Below are 16,640 nucleotides of genomic sequence, written 5' to 3' on the forward strand. Positions count from 1 at the left end.
CTCAGTCCTCGAGCGGTCCCGTGAAGGTCGACGCCCGGAGGAGCAGACGACACGCGACCGCGGTTGCGACGAGTGTCACGCCCGCCGCGATCAGGTAGGGCAGCCGCAGGTCGTAGCGCGCTACCAATCCACCGAGCAGCGTGGCGAAGGGGAACACTCCCCACGTGAAGGTTCGGATGATGCCCAGCACCCGTCCGAAGATCTGGTTCGGCACGATGGTCTGACGCAGCGCCCCCCACGGCACGTTCCAGGTGGATACCGAGAACGCCAGGCCCGCGTAGGCGAGAACCCCCGTGATGACCTCCGGCGCCAGGCCCACCCCCACGAGGCACGCTCCCGCTCCGATGTTCGCGCCGAGCATGACAGCCCCGCGGCCGAAGCTCTCCACGAGCATCGGGGCCACGAGCGATCCGGCGAGTGCGCCGAGTCCGATGCCGGCGGTGACGAACCCGATCGCGATGGGCTGCACCCGCATCTCGTCGAGGAAGTACAGGATCGTCGGAGCCTGCGCGAAGGAGAAGGCGCAGCCGACCACCGACGTGAAGAGGACCAGCGCCCGCAGGTACCGGTGACGCCAGAGGTAGGCGGCCGCCTCCTTCGCGGTGACGCGGGGTTCCGTGGCATCCTGGGCCGGAGCGGGTGCGGCGACCGGCGTGGCGGGCGAGAGCCCGACGGCCGCGGCATCCGTCGGGTCCCCCGTGGCGTCGAGCACCGCACGGGGCCGCCGCAGCGGGCGAGCGGCGGAGAGCGGGAGCAGGATGGCCAACACGATCGGGATGACGTAGCCCGCGGTGCCGACCCACAGCGGGAGCGCCAGCGAAACGGCGAACAGCACGCCGGCGATGGGCGTCGCGACGAAGCTGTCGATCGTCACCTGCGCAGCCTGCATGAAGCCATTGGCGCGGTCCCGGCCGCGGTCACCGACGAGGGCGGGGATGATCGCATTCGTGGCGTTGTCGAACAGCGTCTCGCCGAACCCGAACACCAGCGTGGCGACCAGCAGGCTCGGGATGTCGAGGGAACCGGTGACGGTGAGAATGGCCAGCACCAGCGCGGTGCCGCTTCGCAGCGTGTTGGCGATCGCCATGATCCAGCGGCGGTCGAAGCGGTCCACGAGCATGCCGGCCGGCAGACCGAAGAGAAGCCACGGCAGGAACGCGACCGCTCCGAGGGCGGCGATCGCAAGCGGATCGCGGGTCAGCGTGGTGGCGATCAGCGGCACGGCGGTGCGCAGCAGGCCATCCGCGAGGTTGCTGAAGGCCGCCGCGGTCCAGAGCTTGCCGAAGTCCCGTCCGAGGCGTGGGCGCTCGGCACGGGACACCGGCTTCTGCACGCGGGAGCCTGCGCTCATCGGGGCAGCAGCCCCATGTGCCCCGCAGCGACAGCGTCGCGACGTGCATCGTCGTGGGCTGCCGCCGAAAGCACGATGACGCGCGACGCGCGGTGCCGCACGTGCGCCTCGGCCGCCGAGGTGAGCAGGGCGGCAGCGCTGAGCAGTAGGCGCTCGAGACGCGTGGCGTATGCTGCGCCGGCGCTGCGGACGGACCCCCGCGGCGAGCGGTGGACGCTGAGAGTGCTCATGATGCTTCTCCTTCGTTGGGGAGCGGGAAGATGTCGGCGCGGATGGTGACAGGGCGCACGCCTTCTCCCTGCTGATCGCGGTACTTGTCGGTGGCGGCATCCACCAGCGCTTGTATCTCCCGGCCGAGCTTCTGGGTCTGCTCGACCGTCATCCGCGCGGTGGAGGTGGAGAGCAGGCTGCTCTCCTGCCAGGTCTCCGGCTCGTTGATGATGCCGCGGTTGACGTAATCGACGAGCTGCTGCTGCCTGCGGCGGAAGAACTCCGCCATGACGAGCTGGGTGGCGGCTCTTCCAGATGGCGTGCGCATGGCCTCGGGATTGGCGAAGGTGACGCCCCCCTTCGGCCGCTCCCACCACCGCTCGCGTCCCGTTCCCCTTCCCTCGATCTCGCGGATGAGGTCGTGGGCGGCGAGTGCGCGCAGGTGGTAGCTGGTCGCTCCGGATGACTCGCCGAGGCGAGCCGCGAGCGAGCTGGCGGTCTGCGGCCCGTATTGGCTGAGGATGTCGTAGATCTGAACGCGCAGAGGGTGGGCCAGTGCGCGAAGAGCGCCCGCGTCGAGAACGCGGTAGTCCTTGGGACGCGTGGCCTCGTCGGGCTCGGTCGCCTCTCCGTGGCCGTTCGGCCGGTCGTCGCTGCTCATGGTGCAAAGCTACTCTTGCAAAGGACTATTTGCAATGGTTCTTTTGCCGAAACATCTTTGCATGTTCGAGGACCCGCCACGGCGCCTGATTAGGCTGGACGGATGTCCGACAACGCCAACCCGCTTCTCACCGCCTCGACGCTTCCCTACGCGCTCCCGCCGTATGCCGACATCCGCCCCGAGCACTATCTGCCGGCTTTCGAGCGTGCCTTCGCGGACCACACAGCCGAGATCTCGGCAATCACCCGGGTTCGCTCGTTGCCGACGTTCGAGAACACGATGGTGCCGCTCGAGGCGAGCGGTGAGCTGCTCGGACGAGTGTCCCGCACCTTCTACACCGTGAGTTCGGCCGACGCGACGCCGGAGATCCAGGAGATCGAAGAGGCGCTCGCGCCGCTGATGTCCGCCCACCAGGACTCGATCCAGCTCGACGCGATGCTGTATTGGCGGGTGAAGACGCTGCACGAGCAGCTCGACACGCTCGAACTCGATCCGGAGCAGCGCTACCTCGTGCAGCGTCACTTCCGCGAGATGACCCACGCCGGCGCCGCCCTGGACGAAGACGCCAAGGAGCGCCTCACCGACCTTAACCAGCGGCTCTCGATGCTCACGACGACGTTCGAGAAGAACCTCCTGGCCGACACGAACGACCTCGCCGTGATCTTCGATGAGGCGAGCGACCTCGACGGGCTCACCGAGGGTGAGCTGTCGGCGACCGCGCAGGCGGCCGCGGACCGCGGCGAGGACGGCAAGTTCGCGGTCACTCTCACGCTCTTCACGGGCCACCCATACCTCTCGACCCTCACTGACCGCGAGAGCCGGAAGCGCATCATGGATGCCTCGCGGGCGCGCGGATGCCGCGGCGGTGAGAACGACAATTCCCCGGTGCTGACCCAGATCGTGCGGCTGCGGGCCGAACGGGCAGCGCTGCTCGGCTACGAGTCGCACGCCGCGTATGTGACCGCCGACGAGACCGCCGGCACGCCCGAGGCGGTGCACGCACTCCTGCGGGAGCTCGCCGTGCCCGCCGCCCGCAACGCCCGGCGCGAACAGGCGGCGCTCCAGGCTCTCATCGATGCGTCGGAGCCCGAGCCGTTTCCCCTCGAGGCCCACGACTGGCCGTTCTATACGGAGAAGGTGCGCCAGGCCGAGTACGACATCGACACCACCGCGCTGCGGCCGTGGTTCGAGGCCGAGCGGGTGCTTCAGGACGGCGTCTTCGCCGCCGCCGCGATGCTGTACGGCGTGACGTTCACCGAGCGCACAGACCTGTCGGCCTACCACCCAGACAATCGCATCTTCGAGGTGCACAACGCGGACGGAGGGCCCCTCGGCCTCTTCGTGCTCGACCTCTATACGCGCGACACCAAGCGCGGCGGGGCATGGATGAACTCGCTGGTGAGCCAGGCCCGGCTGCGCGGCACCGACCCCGTCGTCGTGAACAACCTCAACGTCTCCAAGCCGGCGCCGGGTCAGCCCACCCTGCTGACGCTGGACGAGGTCACCACGCTCTTCCACGAATTCGGACACGCCCTGCACGGGCTCTTCGCGACAGTGACCTACCCGCACTTCGCCGGTACCGCCGTGTTCCGGGACTTCGTCGAGTTCCCCAGCCAGGTGAACGAGATGTGGATCATGTGGCCCGAGGTTCTGGACAACTACGCCAAGCACGTCGAGACGGGTGAGCCGCTTCCGGCCGACCTCGTCGAACGGCTGCGCGCCTCGGAGGCGTTCAACCAGGGCTACAAGACCAGCGAGTACCTGGCCGCGTCCTGGCTCGACCAGGCGTGGCACTCCCTGAGCGTCGAGCAGGCCACGGCGGTTCCGGATGTCGCCGCCTTCGAGGCGGCCGCACTCGCCGAAATCGGCCTGGACAACCCTGTCGTGCCCACGCGCTATTCATCCACCTACTTCGCGCACGTGTTCTCGGGCGGCTACAGCGCCGGCTACTACTCCTACATCTGGAGCGAGGTGCTCGACGCCGACACGGTGGAGTGGTTCCGCGAAAACGGCGGGCTCACGCGGGAGAACGGCGACCGATTCCGCACCAGGCTGCTGGGCGTCGGGGGGTCGAAGGATCCCCTCGAGGCGTACCGCGACTTCCGGGGCCGGGATGCGGAGATCCAGCCGCTCCTCGAGCGCCGCGGGCTGGCGGCCTGAGGCTTCGGCGCGCGCGGCTCGCGCTCACGCCGGGCGCCTCACGGGGTGAGGCGATAGAACGACCAGAAGTCGTGTTCGATCGGGAGTCGATCGAATCCGGTGAGACCGGCGGCCGTCGCCCACGCCTGGAGCGTCGGTGCCCGCAGCACGGTGCCGTTGGCTTCACCCTTCCCCTCGGCGATCGTCGCCGGCAGGCAGTGCAGCACGCTGAACGCGTAGTTCAGCCGGTCGAGGAAGTGCGCCGGTGCCGCGAACTCATCGGCGACCTGCTCGTCCCCCACCAAGATGGCGCCGCCCTCGTCCAGGAGCGACGCGAGGGCGGCGAGCACGCGCTGGGGGTCGAGCATGTCGTGGAGCGCTTCGAAGACCGTGATGAGCTTCACCGCTCCGCCCGCGGCAGCACGCAGGGCCTCCGCGTCGCCGGCGTCCGCGCGCACGAACCTCACGCGTGCCGTCACTCCCGACTCAACGGCGTGCGCCTGCGCCTCGGTGATGGAGGCGTCGTCGAGATCTATCCCGATCACCTGCGCACGGGGGAACACCTCGGCGAGAGCGACGGTGGACCAACCCGTTCCGCATCCCGCATCGAGGATCGTCCCGCCGCCGGCGAGCCGCTCGGCGACATCCGGCATCTCGCGGAGCCACGTGGACAGGTCGTTCGTGTAGGCGGGGCGGTTGAAGATCTCGAGGCCATGGCGCACCCCCGCACCGAACTCCGAGAACGACACTCCATCACCGGTGCCGAACGCCTCGACCACCGCGTCGAAGGTGGTGGCGACTCCGGTGAACATCGTAGGAGCGCCCATCGTGTGCAGCGCACTCCGCACGTCGAGCAGCACAGGGACATGCGCGGCCGGCACGGCGTAGCGCCGTGCGTCCGCGCCATCGCCGGTGGCAGAGAGGATGCCGGCGGACGCCTGCTGTTCGAGCCATTCCCGTGCGTACCGCGCCGAGGTTCCCGATCGCGCGGCCAACTCTCCCGCGCTCACGTCGCCCGCTTCGTGGATGCTCGAGTAGAAGCCGAGGCGCCGTCCCAACTCGATGGTGAGCAGCTCCAGGGCGGGGACCAGAGAGGTGAAGAGGCGCTCTGCAAGCGCCTCCCCTGCATCGGAGTCCGGTGCCATGGTCCGGTCTACCGGGAGTTCCGTGCTGTCGGGTTCGGCGGAGGTATCGATGGTGGCATCGTATCGCCCGCGTGCAGTCGTGTCCGGTCGGTCGGGGGCTGCAGGAGGCCGAGCTCCGTCGCGAATGCCCGGGTGCGGTCGGCCATCGCCGCCGGAACCTCCGCCACCGTGAAGTGACCGCCCTCCTGCAGGCGCTCGAATCGGCGGAGGTCGCGGTAATAGTCACGGGCGATGGACTCGGGGTTGTCGGCTTCGTGGCGCTGGATGAAGACCGCCGCCGGGACCTCGACGCGAGGCATCGGGCCCGGCTGATCGGCGCCCTCGTAGTACGGCCTGAAGGAGGAGCCGATGCTCTGCGTGACCCAGTAGATCATCGCCTCGGTGAGGATGCGATCCCTGCTGATCCGCCGCTCGACAGATTCCGGCTGCCCGGGCGGTGTGTCGCTCCATTCGACCAGCTTCTCCGCCAGCCAGGCCAGGAGGCCCGCGGGTGAGTCGTTGAGGGCGGCAGCGAGCGTGTCGGGTCTGGTCGCCTGGATGTGCCCGTAGCCTCCGTCCGTCCCATGTGCGGCCGCGAGGCGGTCGAAGAACGCTCGCTCGGCCGGGTCGGTGAGCGCGTCGCGCTCCTCGTTCGAGGGGAAGTGCGCATGCGTCACCAGAACCCCCGACACGGCCTTCGGATGCGTGGCCGCGAGGAGGTCGTTCACGTTGGCCGAGACATCCTCCCCGTAGGTCAGGTACCGCTCGTAGCCGAGCACCTCGGTCATCAGCGCGTGCATGGTGTCGGCCAGGCGCTGCTCGGTCATGGGGCCATCGGCGTACGGAGGGGAGAACGCGAAGCCGGGGAGGCTGGGGATCACGACGTGGAAGTCGGGCAGGAGATCTGCGAAGCCGAGCTGCAGCGAGAACAGGTGCGGCCAGCCGTGCATCACCAGCAGGGCCGGCGCATCCGCTCGAGCGGCTCGGGCGTGGACGAAGTGGATGGTCGCATCGCCGACCTCGGCCGTGAACTGCGGATGCTGGTTGAGCCACGCCTCGCGGGCGCGCCAGTCGAACTCGCGCCACCCGTCGACGAGCTGCCGCAGGTACGCCGCCGACATGCCGGATCGCGGCTTGCGAGGCGAGTCCGGCAGCAAGCGGGTCCGCGCCAGGCGATCCCGCAGATCCTCGAGCACGGCATCCGGTACGTCGATCAGAAACGGCTGCATCGACGCAGGCTACGCGCGGCCTCCGACATGCTCGAGGGCCGCGGCCATCAAGGCGTTGGTGCGGGCGAGGATCGGCAGTTCTGCGTTGGCCAGCGCGGTGACCGTCACGCCCGTCCCGACATCGTGCAGGCTGCGCGCCGTGGTTCCGTAGTCGGAGCCGGACAGCGACAGCATCCCGTCATCGAGCCACAGACCTCGCCCGTAGCCGCGGCCCTCATCGGCGTCGGGACTGACGGGCTGGCGCATTGCGTCGACCAGCTCGGGCGGCAGGACGGCTCCGGCCGTCAGGGCTCGCCAGAACCGCTGCACGTCGGCTGCGGTGGTGTACGCACCGCCGTCCCCGGAGGCGACGACGGGCAGGTCGAAGATGTTGCTGCGTCCATCATCCTTGTAGCCCGTCGCCGTGTTCGGCGGCAGGGCGTCGGAGCGCGGGAAGCCGCTGTGCGCCATCCCCGCCGGGTCGAAGACGCGCTGAGTCACCAGTTGCGCGTACGGAACTCCGCTCACCCGCTCCGCGAGCAGGGCCAGCACGACATAGCCGCCGTTGCAGTAGGAGAATCGTTCGCCGGCGGGAAACTTCGTCGGGTAGCCGTCGAGGATCGGAAGGAAGGCCGGTGTGGAATCGAGCGCCTGCACCGGCAGGGCGAGCGGAGCGAACTCGTCCTCGTCCTCATCGAGGTAGTCGCCGATCCCGGATCGGTGGCTCAGCAGATGGTCTATCGTGACGTCGTCCGCGATGAGTGGGAGGTCGGACCCGAGGATCGTGCGAGCGCGGGTCTCGAGCGTCAGCGAGCCGTCGGCTACGAGGGAGAGCACCGCGGCGGCGGTGAATGTCTTGCTGCCGCTCGCGATGGAAAACCGGGTGAGGGGGGTGTTCGGCACGGAGTGCACGCGGTCGGCGAGCCCCACGGCCCACTCCCCCAGCACCTCGTCGCCGTGATGGGCGCTCACGACTCCCGTGAAGCCGTCGAGGACGCCGTCGGGAAGCTCCATCGTGGCCGACCTCGAGCGGTCAGGCGCTCTTCTTGGTGCGCGCGAGCACGACCGTCGGTGCGGCGCCGTCCTCGACCGACGCCCGCGTGATGATCACCTTGGCGACATCGTCGGCGGAGGGGACGTCGAACATGATCGGACCGAGCACGTCCTCGAGGATCGCCCGGAGGCCCCGAGCGCCCGTCTTGCGCAGCACTGCCAGGTCGGCGATCGCGCGCAGGGCGTCACCTTCGAACTCGAGGCTCACGCCGTCGAGCTCGAACATGCGCTGGTACTGCTTCACGAGTGCGTTGCGCGGCTCCGTGAGGATTTCCATGAGGGCGTCCTGGTCGAGCGGCGTGACGGAGGCGACCACAGGGAGGCGGCCGATGAACTCCGGGATCAGCCCGAACTTGTGCAGGTCTTCGGGCAGCACGTCGGCGAACAGGCTCTGATCGTCGTCCTTGTCGTGCAGCGGGGCGCCGAAGCCGATGCCGTGCTTGCCGACCCGGGACGAGATGATGTCCTCGAGCCCGGAGAACGCCCCGGCGACGATGAACAGCACGTTCGTCGTGTCGATCTGGATGAACTCCTGGTGCGGGTGCTTGCGCCCGCCCTGCGGGGGCACGGAGGCGACGGTGCCCTCGAGGATCTTCAGCAGCGCCTGCTGCACGCCCTCACCGGAGACGTCGCGGGTGATCGAGGGGTTCTCGGCCTTTCGGGCGATCTTGTCGACCTCGTCGATGTAGATGATGCCCGTCTCGGCGCGCTTCGTGTCGAAGTCGGCCGCCTGAATGAGCTTGAGCAGGATGTTCTCGACGTCTTCACCGACGTAGCCCGCCTCGGTGAGCGCTGTGGCGTCCGCGACCGCGAACGGCACGTTGAGGCGCTTGGCGAGGGTCTGCGCGAGGTACGTCTTGCCGCAGCCCGTGGGGCCTATGAGCAGGATGTTGCTCTTGGCGATCTCCACCTCATCGGCGCGCTGCTCGGCGCTCTGGATCGTGCCGTGGGCCCGGATGCGCTTGTAGTGGTTGTAGACCGCGACCGAGAGTGCGCGCTTGGCGGCCTCTTGGCCGACGACGTACTCCTCGAGGAAGGAGAAGATCTCGCGCGGCTTCGGGAGGTCGAAGTCCGACACGACGCCGGTGGCCGATTCGGCCATCCGCTCCTCGATGATCTCGTTGCACAGCTCGACGCACTCGTCGCAGATGTACACCCCGGGGCCGGCGATGAGCTGCTGCACCTGCTTCTGGCTCTTGCCGCAGAACGAGCACTTGAACAGGTCGGCGCTCTCACCGATGCGAGCCATGTGCTTCCTCCTCGTGAAACCCCCTGCTGGGAGTGCTCTGAGCCTAATCGCTGGTCTCGACATCGGGTGGTATTTCCACGGACTTGTGGAGTAACGCCCTGAGAACGGCGGATGCCTCGGCCCAGCCCTCGCGGGAGGGCGGGCCGAGGCATCCGGGGTCTTGCTACTTGCCGATCGCGGCGGGCATGCGCTTGCGCGTCGTCAGCACCTGATCGATGAGACCGTACGTGACGGCCTCTTCGGAGGAGAGGATCTTGTCGCGGTCGATGTCGCGGTTGACCTCCTCCGGCGTGCGGTTCGAGTGCTTCGACAGCGTCGACTCGAGCCACGTGCGCATGCGCAGGATCTCGGCCGCCTGGATCTCGATGTCCGACGCCTGACCGTGACCGGCCTCGCCCATCGCCGGCTGGTGGATCAGGATCCGGGCGTTCGGAAGTGCCAGCCGCTTGCCGGGGGCGCCGGCCGCGAGCAGCACGGCGGCGGCGGATGCCGCCTGGCCGAGCACGACGGTCTGGATCTGCGGAGACACGTACTGCATCGTGTCGTAGATCGCCGTCATGGCCGTGAACGAGCCGCCGGGCGAGTTGATGTACATGATGATGTCGCGGTCGGGATCCTGGCTCTCGAGGACGAGCAGCTGGGACATCACGTCGTCGGCCGACGCGTCGTCCACCTGCACGCCGAGGAAGATGACGCGGTCCTCGAAGAGCTTGTTGTAGGGGTCCTGACGCTTGTAGCCGTAGGCGGTGCGCTCCTCGAACTGCGGCAGGATGTAGCGCGATCCGGGTGCCTGCAGGCCCTGGTGCGCGACGCCGCCATTCGCGAGGCCCTGTGCGGCCGTACCGAAGGTGGGGATGTTCATTCTCGGGATTCTCTCTTTCGCCTTCGGTCAGCTCGCGGTCGTGCCGGCGCCGCCGACGACGTCCAGGGCGTGCTCGCGGATGTGGTCGACGAAGCCGTACTCGAGCGCCTCGGCGGCGGTGAACCAGCGGTCGCGGTCGCCATCCTCGTTGATCTGCTCGACGGGCTTGCCGGTCTGAGCGGCGGTGATCTCGGCGAGGCGGTTCTTCATGGAGATGATGAGCTGGGCCTGCGTCTGGATGTCGCTCGCGGTGCCGCCGAAGCCACCGTGCGGCTGGTGCAGCAGGACCCGGGCGTTGGGGGTGATGTAGCGCTTGCCCTTCGTGCCGCTCGTGAGCAGCAGCTGGCCCATCGAGGCGGCCATGCCGATTCCCACCGTGACGATGTCGTTCGGCACGAACTGCATCGTGTCGTAGATCGCCATGCCCGCGGTGATGGAACCACCGGGCGAGTTGATGTAGAGGAAGATGTCCTTCTCTTGGTCCTCGGCGGCGAGCAGGAGGATCTTCGCGCAGATCTCGTTGGCGTTGTCGTCGCGCACCTCCGAGCCCAGCCAGATGATGCGGTCTCTCAGCAATCTGTCAAAGACACTCTGTGCGACCAGTGGTTCGGCCATCTTTGCTCCATTTCGTAGTACGTCTGGAACGAATCTACCGGCGGGGATCGCGGCGTCCGGCCGTGTTCGCCGTGGGCATAGATCCGCGCCCCGGCGGCCCGCGAGGACGCCGCGGGAGTCGTCACGCACGTTCCAGTGGCGGCATGCTCCCGTGGCGGCGGGGATGACAAAGGGGCGGATGCTGCGGCGTTCACCGCGGCCTCCGCCCCTCTCTTGTCGCTTCGCGACTACTTCTTCTTGGGCGCAGCCTTCTTCTTGGCCGGCTTCGCCGCGGGCTCCTCCGCGGCGGGCTCCTCCGCGGTGTCTTGGGACGCGGCGTCGGTGTCGGCCGCGGCATCCGCGATCTCCTCCGCCTCGGTGACGACGTCCTCTTCCGCGGCGGCCTCGTCCTCGAGGGCGACGAAGCCGGCGAGGTCGACGGGGGCACCGTTGGTGTCGACGACGTTCACGCGGCTGAGCGCCACGGCGAGGGCCTTGTTGCGGGCCACCTCACCGACGAGCGCCGGCAGCTGGTTGTTCTGCTGCAGCGTCTCGACGAACTCCTGGGGGGCCATGCCGTACTGGGCGGCGGACTGCACCAGGTACTGCGTGAGCTCCTCCTGCGAGACCTGCACCTTGGCCTGCTCGGCCACGGCGTCGAGCACGAGCTGCGTGCGGAACTGCTTCTCGCTCGCCTCCGTGACCTCGGCGCGGTGCACGTCGTCCTCGAGGCGTCCCTCACCCTCGAGGTGGTTGTGCACCTCGTCCTCGATGAGCTGCGGCGGCACCGGGATGTCGACCTGCTCGAGCAGGGCGTCCACGAGCTGGTCGCGCGCGGCCGCACCCTGCGTGAAGGTCGACTGCTGGGCGACGCGTTCGCGCAGGCTCTCGCGGAGCTCGGCGATCGCGTCGAACTCGCTGGCGATCTGAGCGAAGTCATCGTCCGCCTCGGGAAGCTCGCGCTCCTTGACGGCCTTGACGACGACGGTGACCTCGGCCTCTTCACCGGCGTGGTCGCCGCCGACGAGCTTCGAGCGGAAGGTGGTCTCCTCGTCCGCGGTGAGGGAGTCGATGGCCTCGTCGATGCCCTCGAGCAGCTCGCCCGAGCCGAGCTCGTACGAAACGCCGTCGGCGCGGTCGATCTCGGCGCCGTCGATCGTCGCGACGAGGTCGAGCTCGACGAAGTCGCCGGTCGCGGCGGGGCGGTCCACCGTGACGAGCGTGCCGAAGCGCGCACGGAGGCGGTCGAGTTCCTCGTCGATCGCGGCCTCGTCGACCTCGATCGCGTCGACGGTGAGGGTGATGCCCTCGTAGGCCGGGAGCTCGAAGTCGGGACGGACGTCGACCTCGACGTCGACGAGCAGGTCGCCGGAGAAGTCCTTCTCGTTGGGCCACTCGATGATGTCGGCGGACGGACGGCCGATGACCTTGACGTCGTGCTCGGCGACGGCGGCACGGAAGAACGTGTCGAGTCCCTCGTTGACGGCGTGCTCGATGACCGCGCCGCGGCCGACGCGCTGGTCGATGATCGGGGCGGGAACCTTGCCCTTACGGAAGCCGGGGATCTGGATGTCCTGAGCGATGTGCTCGTAGGCATGCGTGATGCTCGGCTTGAGGTCCTCGGGGGTGACCGTGATGTGCAGCTTGACCCGGGTGGGGGTGAGCGTCTCGACGGTGCTGTTCACCATGCTTGTTCGTTCTCCTCGATGTTTTCCCGGCACGCACGACGCGACCGGGTGAAAGGTCTTGGGATGGTTTTCGAAGGCCGTGCCGTCGGGGCGACAGGATTTGAACCTGCGGCCTCCCGCTCCCAAAGCGGGCGCTCTACCAAGCTGAGCTACGCCCCGGGTGGTGGTGTCCGTGCGCACGCGCGGGCACAAACAACCCGTCAGAGTCTAGCCGACGGGCATCCGAGGGTTGCGACATCCGGGGTTCTGCCGTCTTCGCGCGCACGAACTTCGGTGAATGTCGCGAACTTCGGCGCATTCGTGGCTGACACGCCGAAGAAGGGGTGATTCTCCGAACTTGGTGCGGGTTGTCCGAGGCACGGGCCGGTCATGCCATAAGATTGTGGATGCCGCGGCTCGCCGCTGCGGGGATGTAGCTCAATGGTAGAGCCTCAGTCTTCCAAACTGATGGTGCGGGTTCGATTCCCGTCATCCCCTCCAGACCAGAAACCCCAGGTCAGGCGGTTTTCGCTACTCCTCCTCCGGATCGCCGACGACGGCGTGCAGGGCTCCGCGTGCCCCCCGCGTGCCCATAGCCTTCCCGAACAGCCCGTCTGAGAGCGCTCCGATGCGCTCCGCGATCAGCACGTCGCGCTCCACGGAGGCGTGTTAATAGATCAGCGCGGCACGCGAAGTCTTGTGCCCCGCGCGGTCCATCAGCTCGCGAAGCGAGGCACCCGCCCGCGCCGCCGTCGTCAACGACGAATGCTTCACATCCTGGAAGTGCGCGCCCTCGAACCCGGCGCGCACCGCGCCCGGACGCTGCTGCAGCACGTCCGCGAACGCCTGCTGCCAGACCGCCTCGGAACGTGCGCGCATCATCGCCCGCAACTCATCGTGGGTCGACTTCGGCAACGACCCCGCGTAGCTGCGGACGGCCCGCACGGCGTTCGGCGCATTGGCGTATCCGGCCTGCTTCGCCACGTCATCCCAGCTCAGACCGGCGACACGGAGGGACCATGCCTCGGCGGCACGCCGCGACGATTCCGCGCCGCGTGAGGTTCGGATTGTCCTGAGGTTGTCACCCATACGCGCGACAGTACGCCCGTCCACGAAAATGTGCTGTGGAGGGATCCGTGGGAACGCCTCCGTCCCGGCATTGCACACGGGTGGACGGTAAGGGATGGGATAGGTAGGCCCGGACTACGCGGCGCGATCGGCGTAGATGATGGCGGCGTTCTCTCGGTAGCCGAGTAGCCGGATAAGTCACACACGGGTGCGCACGGGACGAGGCGGGTTGCGGCCAGATACGCTCATGCTGTGGGTGACCAATGAACCGTGACCGCATCGCGCAATTCCGAGATCACCTGGACAGTCCGTCGTCCGATCTGGGGTCGACGACTCGGCGGACCGTGGCGGAGGTGCTCGACCTCATGGAGGTCTTCGACGACCTGATGGCTCAGATTGCAACCGGCTCCGACGACCAGGGCTATCGCGTGTGGTCGACAGATGTCGAAAACCTACTCAACAGCCTCCGGGATTTCCTGTCGCCAGCCTCGCCGCGCGAGAGCGAACTGCTGAGGTGGGCACAGATTACGGCCGATCTCGTCAATGATTACGTCAGGCGCATGGCCGGCCAGATGCGAAACACGCCCGACGAAGAGAAGCGCGTGTCCGACATGCACGATTCTCTGAGGGCCATCTCGGACCGCATCACGATGCTTCTCGACAACGAAGCGCTGCGCCAGGAAGCGGTCGCTCTAGTTGAACAGACGCAGGACGCGCGCGACGCGGCGCGGTCTGCCGCGGGTGTTGCGGGTAGCGCGTCGCTCGCAACGCACTTCGCAGCGTATGCAGGCGGCGAGCGCACAGCGGCTAACACTTTTCGCCTGCTGACCATTGTCGCCGTCGTCGGAGGCCTTGCCGGGGTGCTGTATCTGGGACCGCTCGACGCAGGAGACTGGGCGGGGATTACATATCGGCTTGCCATCGTCGCCACGGCCGGTGCCCTCGCGGGGTACTTCGGGCGACAAGCAGGGCAGCACCGGCGCATGTACAACTGGGCCAAGAGCTTGGAAGTGCAGTTACAGTCGTTCCCCGCTTTCGTGGAGCCAGTGCCTGCGGAAGAACGAGGCGAGGTATATCGAACGTTCGCGCGGCGCGTGCTGAGCGCGCCGCCTGAGAAGGGAATGGAATCAACCGAAGACAGTGTCGGCAGTGCGCAGTTGCTCGACCTCCTCAGTGCGCTGGCAAAGCGCAGTCCGTCGCCGTAGGGCGCGCGTCCGCCGCTCGTCCCCTACGTTGCTTCGGGTGTTCGCCGGGTGACGGCGTTCCGCCATACAACTGTGTTGCGCTCCCCACGGTCGGTATCCCACGCGACGACGCAGATGCGGTCATTCATCCCAGTCACCCACGCCGGGAGACGCTCAGCCGCCTTGTGCGGCCATGAGATCCACGCCCACACCGCGGCCCGCGTCTTGAGCCATTGGAGCGGCTCTGGCCCGTAAGCGTCTTTCGGCAGCGTGCACGGTGCCACGTTGTCGAGGACAACCTGCAGCTTCTCGTCGGTGACGAGCGTCGATCCCATCCGGTCGGTGGTCCTTCCTCCGGCCGAGTAGATGCAGGCTACGCCGACGCCACCGACATCACACCTAGCCCATCGGATGCCGGGGTATTAGTCTTCGCCGCATGATCACCTGGTTCCGCTGGCCGAGCGTGGTTGTGATGTCGGCCGCGGTGCTCGTGCTCACCCCGCCTTGGTGGGCGGCGGCTCTGGCGTCGGTGCTTCTGGTCCTGGGTTTGGCGGGGTCGGTGTATCACTATCCGTTTCCGGGGCGAAGTACTGCTCGAACAGGTCGCGCATCTGATCCTCAGTGATACCCGGATCTGGCACCGGCTCACCGCCTCCTAACTGTGGTGCGAACAAAACAACCACCGTCAGGATGAAAGCCAGTAGCTGATAGAGGGTCCCTGCCCGCTGGCTCAGCATGACGTCGAGGAACTTTTTCAACACAGGCGCATTACGTTCTACGACCTGATCGATCCGTTCCCTGACGCGCTCCTCATCGACGTCGGGTTTCGCGAGTTCCGCCTCTGCCCAGGTTGCTACCGTGTGAATCTTGCGTGCCTGCGCTGGGGTCATCCTTACTACCAGGTCGCGGGTCCATTGTGGTCCGCTCAGGACATCCACCCGACCCTGCGAGTCCATGTTGAACTGTCCCTCCATAGTTCTTGCCCGCCCGCCGCAGCGCGGGCACGTCTCGGCAACGCTTCCAACCGTCATACGGATCGCGGGAACCCCTGGGCCGAAGTTGATCAATCGCGACTCAAACTCGTGTCCACAGTTTGCGCACTGCGCGTAGAAGGGCATGTGCTGGATCGTAGCGCGGGGGCTAGACCTGGTTGCGGAGGAACCGCAGCCCGCACCACGTGCACTCGAACCCGGCCGAGTGGTCGCGCAGCACCGTGCCGCACTCGGGGCACCAGGGCTGCACCGGCAGATCATCGTCCACCCAGTTACGCTACGCCTCCACCACCTGCCTGTAAGCCCACGGCGCTCTGCGCCGCTGAGAGGTGGGATACGTATCCGTCGTCGTGTCGCCGCAGCCGTCCCTCATCATCGCTTCCGCGAGGCTCCTGTGGTCCCTCACCGCCATGATGGCCCGCCCACGAACGGAGACGTGTGTTCGCGATCCCCGGAGCTTCGGTTGCCCTCCAGAACCAATAACCGGGTAGCTCAAATTGGCATACACCGAAGGGGTTGGGTGTGGGGGGTGGCATGCGTCGACGGCGATGTGCACCGGCCGGAATGCGTGCCCGCCGCGTGCCCCTATCGTGCCCAAAGGGGGTGGTTCAGCATGCCATATCGGGAATAACCAGGGTGCGAAGCTTTCCATCTCCGACCTGGGCTTTCCGCGTGATTCCGGGGCTGCGCAAAACCCTCCCAGACCATACTTCCAAACTGATGGTGCGGGTTCGATTCCCGTCATCCCCTCCAATGCCCTCACGCGCGGCCGAAGGTCGTGCGGGAGGGCATTAGTGCGGATGCCGTAGGAACCGATCCCGCCTGCGGGCGGTCCCGCTCCGCCGGAGGCTCCGCGCAGCGGGAAGCGATGCGTGGAGGGGCGGAGTGGCCGATTCCCGTCATCCCCTCCACGTCACCTCTTGCCCCCCATCACGACGCGATCAGCTGCGCCCCGATCCACCAGACGATGAGCCCGAGCACGATCGCCCCGAGCGGGTAGATGAACGCGAGACGCCGCTTCACCAGGGCGACGATGCCGAGCACCACGCCGAGGATCGCGAGAACCGGCGGCCCGTAGACTCCCAGCGCGAAGCCCACCGTGTTGGGGTTGCTGTCCACGGCCCACAGCAGCGAGGCCAGGAAGAGTGCGGCCGCTAGGCCGAGCGAGACGAGCATCAGAAGGATGGTGGCGATGATGTCCCCTGTCCTCGCGGCCGGTCTGCGCGGGGCGGAAGTCGGTCCGGCGGTGTTCGCGGTCATCGAGAACCTCCCTGTTCG

Annotated in this window: 17 protein-coding genes and 2 tRNA genes; 3 read left to right on the forward strand and 16 right to left on the reverse strand. The window is 67.6% G+C overall.

The genetic code is table 11. The annotated features are described in order from the left end of the window. Position 1: 1 nt before the first annotated feature. From ACPW96_RS11720 to ACPW96_RS11730, 3 genes are read right to left on the reverse strand one after another with little or no spacing between them, the layout of a single operon-like run. Positions 2-1,351 (reverse strand): MFS transporter, encoded by a 1,350-nt coding sequence (locus ACPW96_RS11720; protein WP_425883272.1) that lies wholly within the window; start codon positions 1,349-1,351, stop codon positions 2-4. Continuing rightward, positions 1,348-1,581 carry a hypothetical protein gene (locus tag ACPW96_RS11725; RefSeq protein WP_425883273.1) on the reverse strand — a complete coding sequence of 78 codons (234 nt, stop codon included), beginning with the start codon at positions 1,579-1,581 and terminating at the stop codon, positions 1,348-1,350. Before ACPW96_RS11725 ends, ACPW96_RS11720 begins: the two co-directional genes overlap by 4 nt. Continuing rightward, positions 1,578-2,222: an ArsR/SmtB family transcription factor gene (locus ACPW96_RS11730; RefSeq protein WP_425883275.1), complete on the reverse strand. Its 645-nt coding sequence runs from the start codon at positions 2,220-2,222 to the stop codon at positions 1,578-1,580. The genes ACPW96_RS11725 and ACPW96_RS11730 overlap by 4 nt, the downstream gene beginning before the upstream one ends. A 102-nt stretch (positions 2,223-2,324) precedes the next feature. Between ACPW96_RS11730 and ACPW96_RS11735 the strand changes: the two genes are divergently transcribed. Next, on the forward strand, positions 2,325-4,382 hold the full coding sequence (locus ACPW96_RS11735) for a M3 family metallopeptidase (RefSeq protein ID WP_425883277.1): 2,058 nt from the start codon (positions 2,325-2,327) through the stop codon (positions 4,380-4,382). A 38-nt stretch (positions 4,383-4,420) separates the two neighbouring features. Here ACPW96_RS11735 and ACPW96_RS11740 read toward each other — a convergent pair whose 3' ends face one another. The 8 genes from ACPW96_RS11740 to ACPW96_RS11775 all read right to left on the reverse strand — a co-directional run bounded on the left by ACPW96_RS11740 (position 4,421) and on the right by ACPW96_RS11775 (position 12,298). Then, a complete protein-coding gene (locus tag ACPW96_RS11740) occupies positions 4,421-5,506 on the reverse strand; it encodes a class I SAM-dependent methyltransferase (RefSeq protein ID WP_425820480.1) in 1,086 nt (361 codons plus the stop codon). Positions 5,507-5,514: 8 nt separating this feature from the next. Beyond that, on the reverse strand, positions 5,515-6,714 hold the full coding sequence (locus tag ACPW96_RS11745; protein WP_425883278.1) for an epoxide hydrolase family protein: 1,200 nt from the start codon (positions 6,712-6,714) through the stop codon (positions 5,515-5,517). Between the two features lie 9 nt (positions 6,715-6,723). Further along, positions 6,724-7,707 carry a serine hydrolase domain-containing protein gene (locus tag ACPW96_RS11750; RefSeq protein ID WP_425883280.1) on the reverse strand — a complete coding sequence of 328 codons (984 nt, stop codon included), beginning with the start codon at positions 7,705-7,707 and terminating at the stop codon, positions 6,724-6,726. 19 nt (positions 7,708-7,726) lie between these two features. Next, the gene (gene clpX, locus ACPW96_RS11755; protein WP_425820477.1) at positions 7,727-8,995 is read right to left on the reverse strand and encodes an ATP-dependent Clp protease ATP-binding subunit ClpX; all 1,269 of its coding nucleotides are present in this window, start codon (positions 8,993-8,995) and stop codon (positions 7,727-7,729) included. Between the two features lie 163 nt (positions 8,996-9,158). After that, positions 9,159-9,857: an ATP-dependent Clp protease proteolytic subunit gene (locus ACPW96_RS11760; protein ID WP_425820476.1), complete on the reverse strand. Its 699-nt coding sequence runs from the start codon at positions 9,855-9,857 to the stop codon at positions 9,159-9,161. A gap of 27 nt (positions 9,858-9,884) precedes the next feature. Further along, entirely contained in the window at positions 9,885-10,472 is a 588-nt protein-coding gene (locus ACPW96_RS11765; protein WP_425820475.1) for an ATP-dependent Clp protease proteolytic subunit, read from the reverse strand. Between the two features lie 227 nt (positions 10,473-10,699). Further along, a complete protein-coding gene (gene tig, locus ACPW96_RS11770) occupies positions 10,700-12,139 on the reverse strand; it encodes a trigger factor (protein ID WP_425883281.1) in 1,440 nt (479 codons plus the stop codon). Positions 12,140-12,224: 85 nt separating this feature from the next. Beyond that, positions 12,225-12,298 (reverse strand) — tRNA-Pro (locus ACPW96_RS11775). A gap of 247 nt (positions 12,299-12,545) precedes the next feature. Between ACPW96_RS11775 and ACPW96_RS11780 the strand changes: the two genes are divergently transcribed. Then, positions 12,546-12,619: transfer RNA gene (locus ACPW96_RS11780), tRNA-Gly, on the forward strand. A 30-nt stretch (positions 12,620-12,649) separates the two neighbouring features. On the opposite strand, the gene ACPW96_RS11785 is transcribed toward ACPW96_RS11780, so the two are convergent. Both ACPW96_RS11785 and ACPW96_RS11790 read right to left on the reverse strand, forming a co-directional pair. Then, a complete protein-coding gene (locus ACPW96_RS11785) occupies positions 12,650-12,778 on the reverse strand; it encodes a hypothetical protein (protein WP_425883283.1) in 129 nt (42 codons plus the stop codon). A gap of 9 nt (positions 12,779-12,787) precedes the next feature. Then, complete coding sequence (locus tag ACPW96_RS11790) at positions 12,788-13,102, reverse strand: hypothetical protein (protein ID WP_425883285.1); 315 nt, start codon at positions 13,100-13,102, stop codon at positions 12,788-12,790. 347 nt (positions 13,103-13,449) lie between these two features. Here ACPW96_RS11790 and ACPW96_RS11795 point away from each other — a divergent pair, with 347 nt between their 5' ends. Beyond that, positions 13,450-14,391: a hypothetical protein gene (locus ACPW96_RS11795; RefSeq protein WP_425883287.1), complete on the forward strand. Its 942-nt coding sequence runs from the start codon at positions 13,450-13,452 to the stop codon at positions 14,389-14,391. Between the two features lie 23 nt (positions 14,392-14,414). Here ACPW96_RS11795 and ACPW96_RS11800 read toward each other — a convergent pair whose 3' ends face one another. The 3 genes from ACPW96_RS11800 to ACPW96_RS11810 all read right to left on the reverse strand — a co-directional run bounded on the left by ACPW96_RS11800 (position 14,415) and on the right by ACPW96_RS11810 (position 16,622). After that, positions 14,415-14,705 carry a hypothetical protein gene (locus ACPW96_RS11800; protein WP_425883289.1) on the reverse strand — a complete coding sequence of 97 codons (291 nt, stop codon included), beginning with the start codon at positions 14,703-14,705 and terminating at the stop codon, positions 14,415-14,417. A gap of 159 nt (positions 14,706-14,864) precedes the next feature. Continuing rightward, complete coding sequence (locus tag ACPW96_RS11805) at positions 14,865-15,488, reverse strand: hypothetical protein (RefSeq protein WP_425883290.1); 624 nt, start codon at positions 15,486-15,488, stop codon at positions 14,865-14,867. An 804-nt stretch (positions 15,489-16,292) separates the two neighbouring features. After that, on the reverse strand, positions 16,293-16,622 hold the full coding sequence (locus ACPW96_RS11810; protein WP_425883292.1) for a hypothetical protein: 330 nt from the start codon (positions 16,620-16,622) through the stop codon (positions 16,293-16,295). Positions 16,623-16,640: the final 18 nt, after the last annotated feature.

Source organism: Micromonospora sp. DT81.3, assembly GCF_049847225.1.
Classification (GTDB): Bacteria; Actinomycetota; Actinomycetes; order Actinomycetales; family Microbacteriaceae; genus Microbacterium.

Bases quoted from the DNA above. Each gene is read 5' to 3' on its own strand.
- ACPW96_RS11810 (WP_425883292.1), bottom strand. From the start codon at position 16,622: ATGACCGCGAACACCGCCGGACCGACTTCCGCCCCGCGCAGACCGGCC.
- ACPW96_RS11800 (WP_425883289.1), bottom strand. From the start codon at position 14,705: ATGGGATCGACGCTCGTCACCGACGAGAAGCTGCAGGTTGTCCTCGAC.
- ACPW96_RS11795 (WP_425883287.1), top strand. From the start codon at position 13,450: ATGAACCGTGACCGCATCGCGCAATTCCGAGATCACCTGGACAGTCCG.
- ACPW96_RS11720 (WP_425883272.1), bottom strand. From the start codon at position 1,351: ATGAGCGCAGGCTCCCGCGTGCAGAAGCCGGTGTCCCGTGCCGAGCGC.
- ACPW96_RS11765 (WP_425820475.1), bottom strand. From the start codon at position 10,472: ATGGCCGAACCACTGGTCGCACAGAGTGTCTTTGACAGATTGCTGAGA.
- tig (WP_425883281.1), bottom strand. From the start codon at position 12,139: ATGGTGAACAGCACCGTCGAGACGCTCACCCCCACCCGGGTCAAGCTG.
- ACPW96_RS11745 (WP_425883278.1), bottom strand. From the start codon at position 6,714: ATGCAGCCGTTTCTGATCGACGTACCGGATGCCGTGCTCGAGGATCTG.
- ACPW96_RS11740 (WP_425820480.1), bottom strand. From the start codon at position 5,506: ATGGCACCGGACTCCGATGCAGGGGAGGCGCTTGCAGAGCGCCTCTTC.
- clpX (WP_425820477.1), bottom strand. From the start codon at position 8,995: ATGGCTCGCATCGGTGAGAGCGCCGACCTGTTCAAGTGCTCGTTCTGC.
- ACPW96_RS11730 (WP_425883275.1), bottom strand. From the start codon at position 2,222: ATGAGCAGCGACGACCGGCCGAACGGCCACGGAGAGGCGACCGAGCCC.
- ACPW96_RS11735 (WP_425883277.1), top strand. From the start codon at position 2,325: ATGTCCGACAACGCCAACCCGCTTCTCACCGCCTCGACGCTTCCCTAC.
- ACPW96_RS11805 (WP_425883290.1), bottom strand. From the start codon at position 15,488: ATGCCCTTCTACGCGCAGTGCGCAAACTGTGGACACGAGTTTGAGTCG.
- ACPW96_RS11725 (WP_425883273.1), bottom strand. From the start codon at position 1,581: ATGAGCACTCTCAGCGTCCACCGCTCGCCGCGGGGGTCCGTCCGCAGC.
- ACPW96_RS11750 (WP_425883280.1), bottom strand. From the start codon at position 7,707: ATGGAGCTTCCCGACGGCGTCCTCGACGGCTTCACGGGAGTCGTGAGC.
- ACPW96_RS11760 (WP_425820476.1), bottom strand. From the start codon at position 9,857: ATGAACATCCCCACCTTCGGTACGGCCGCACAGGGCCTCGCGAATGGC.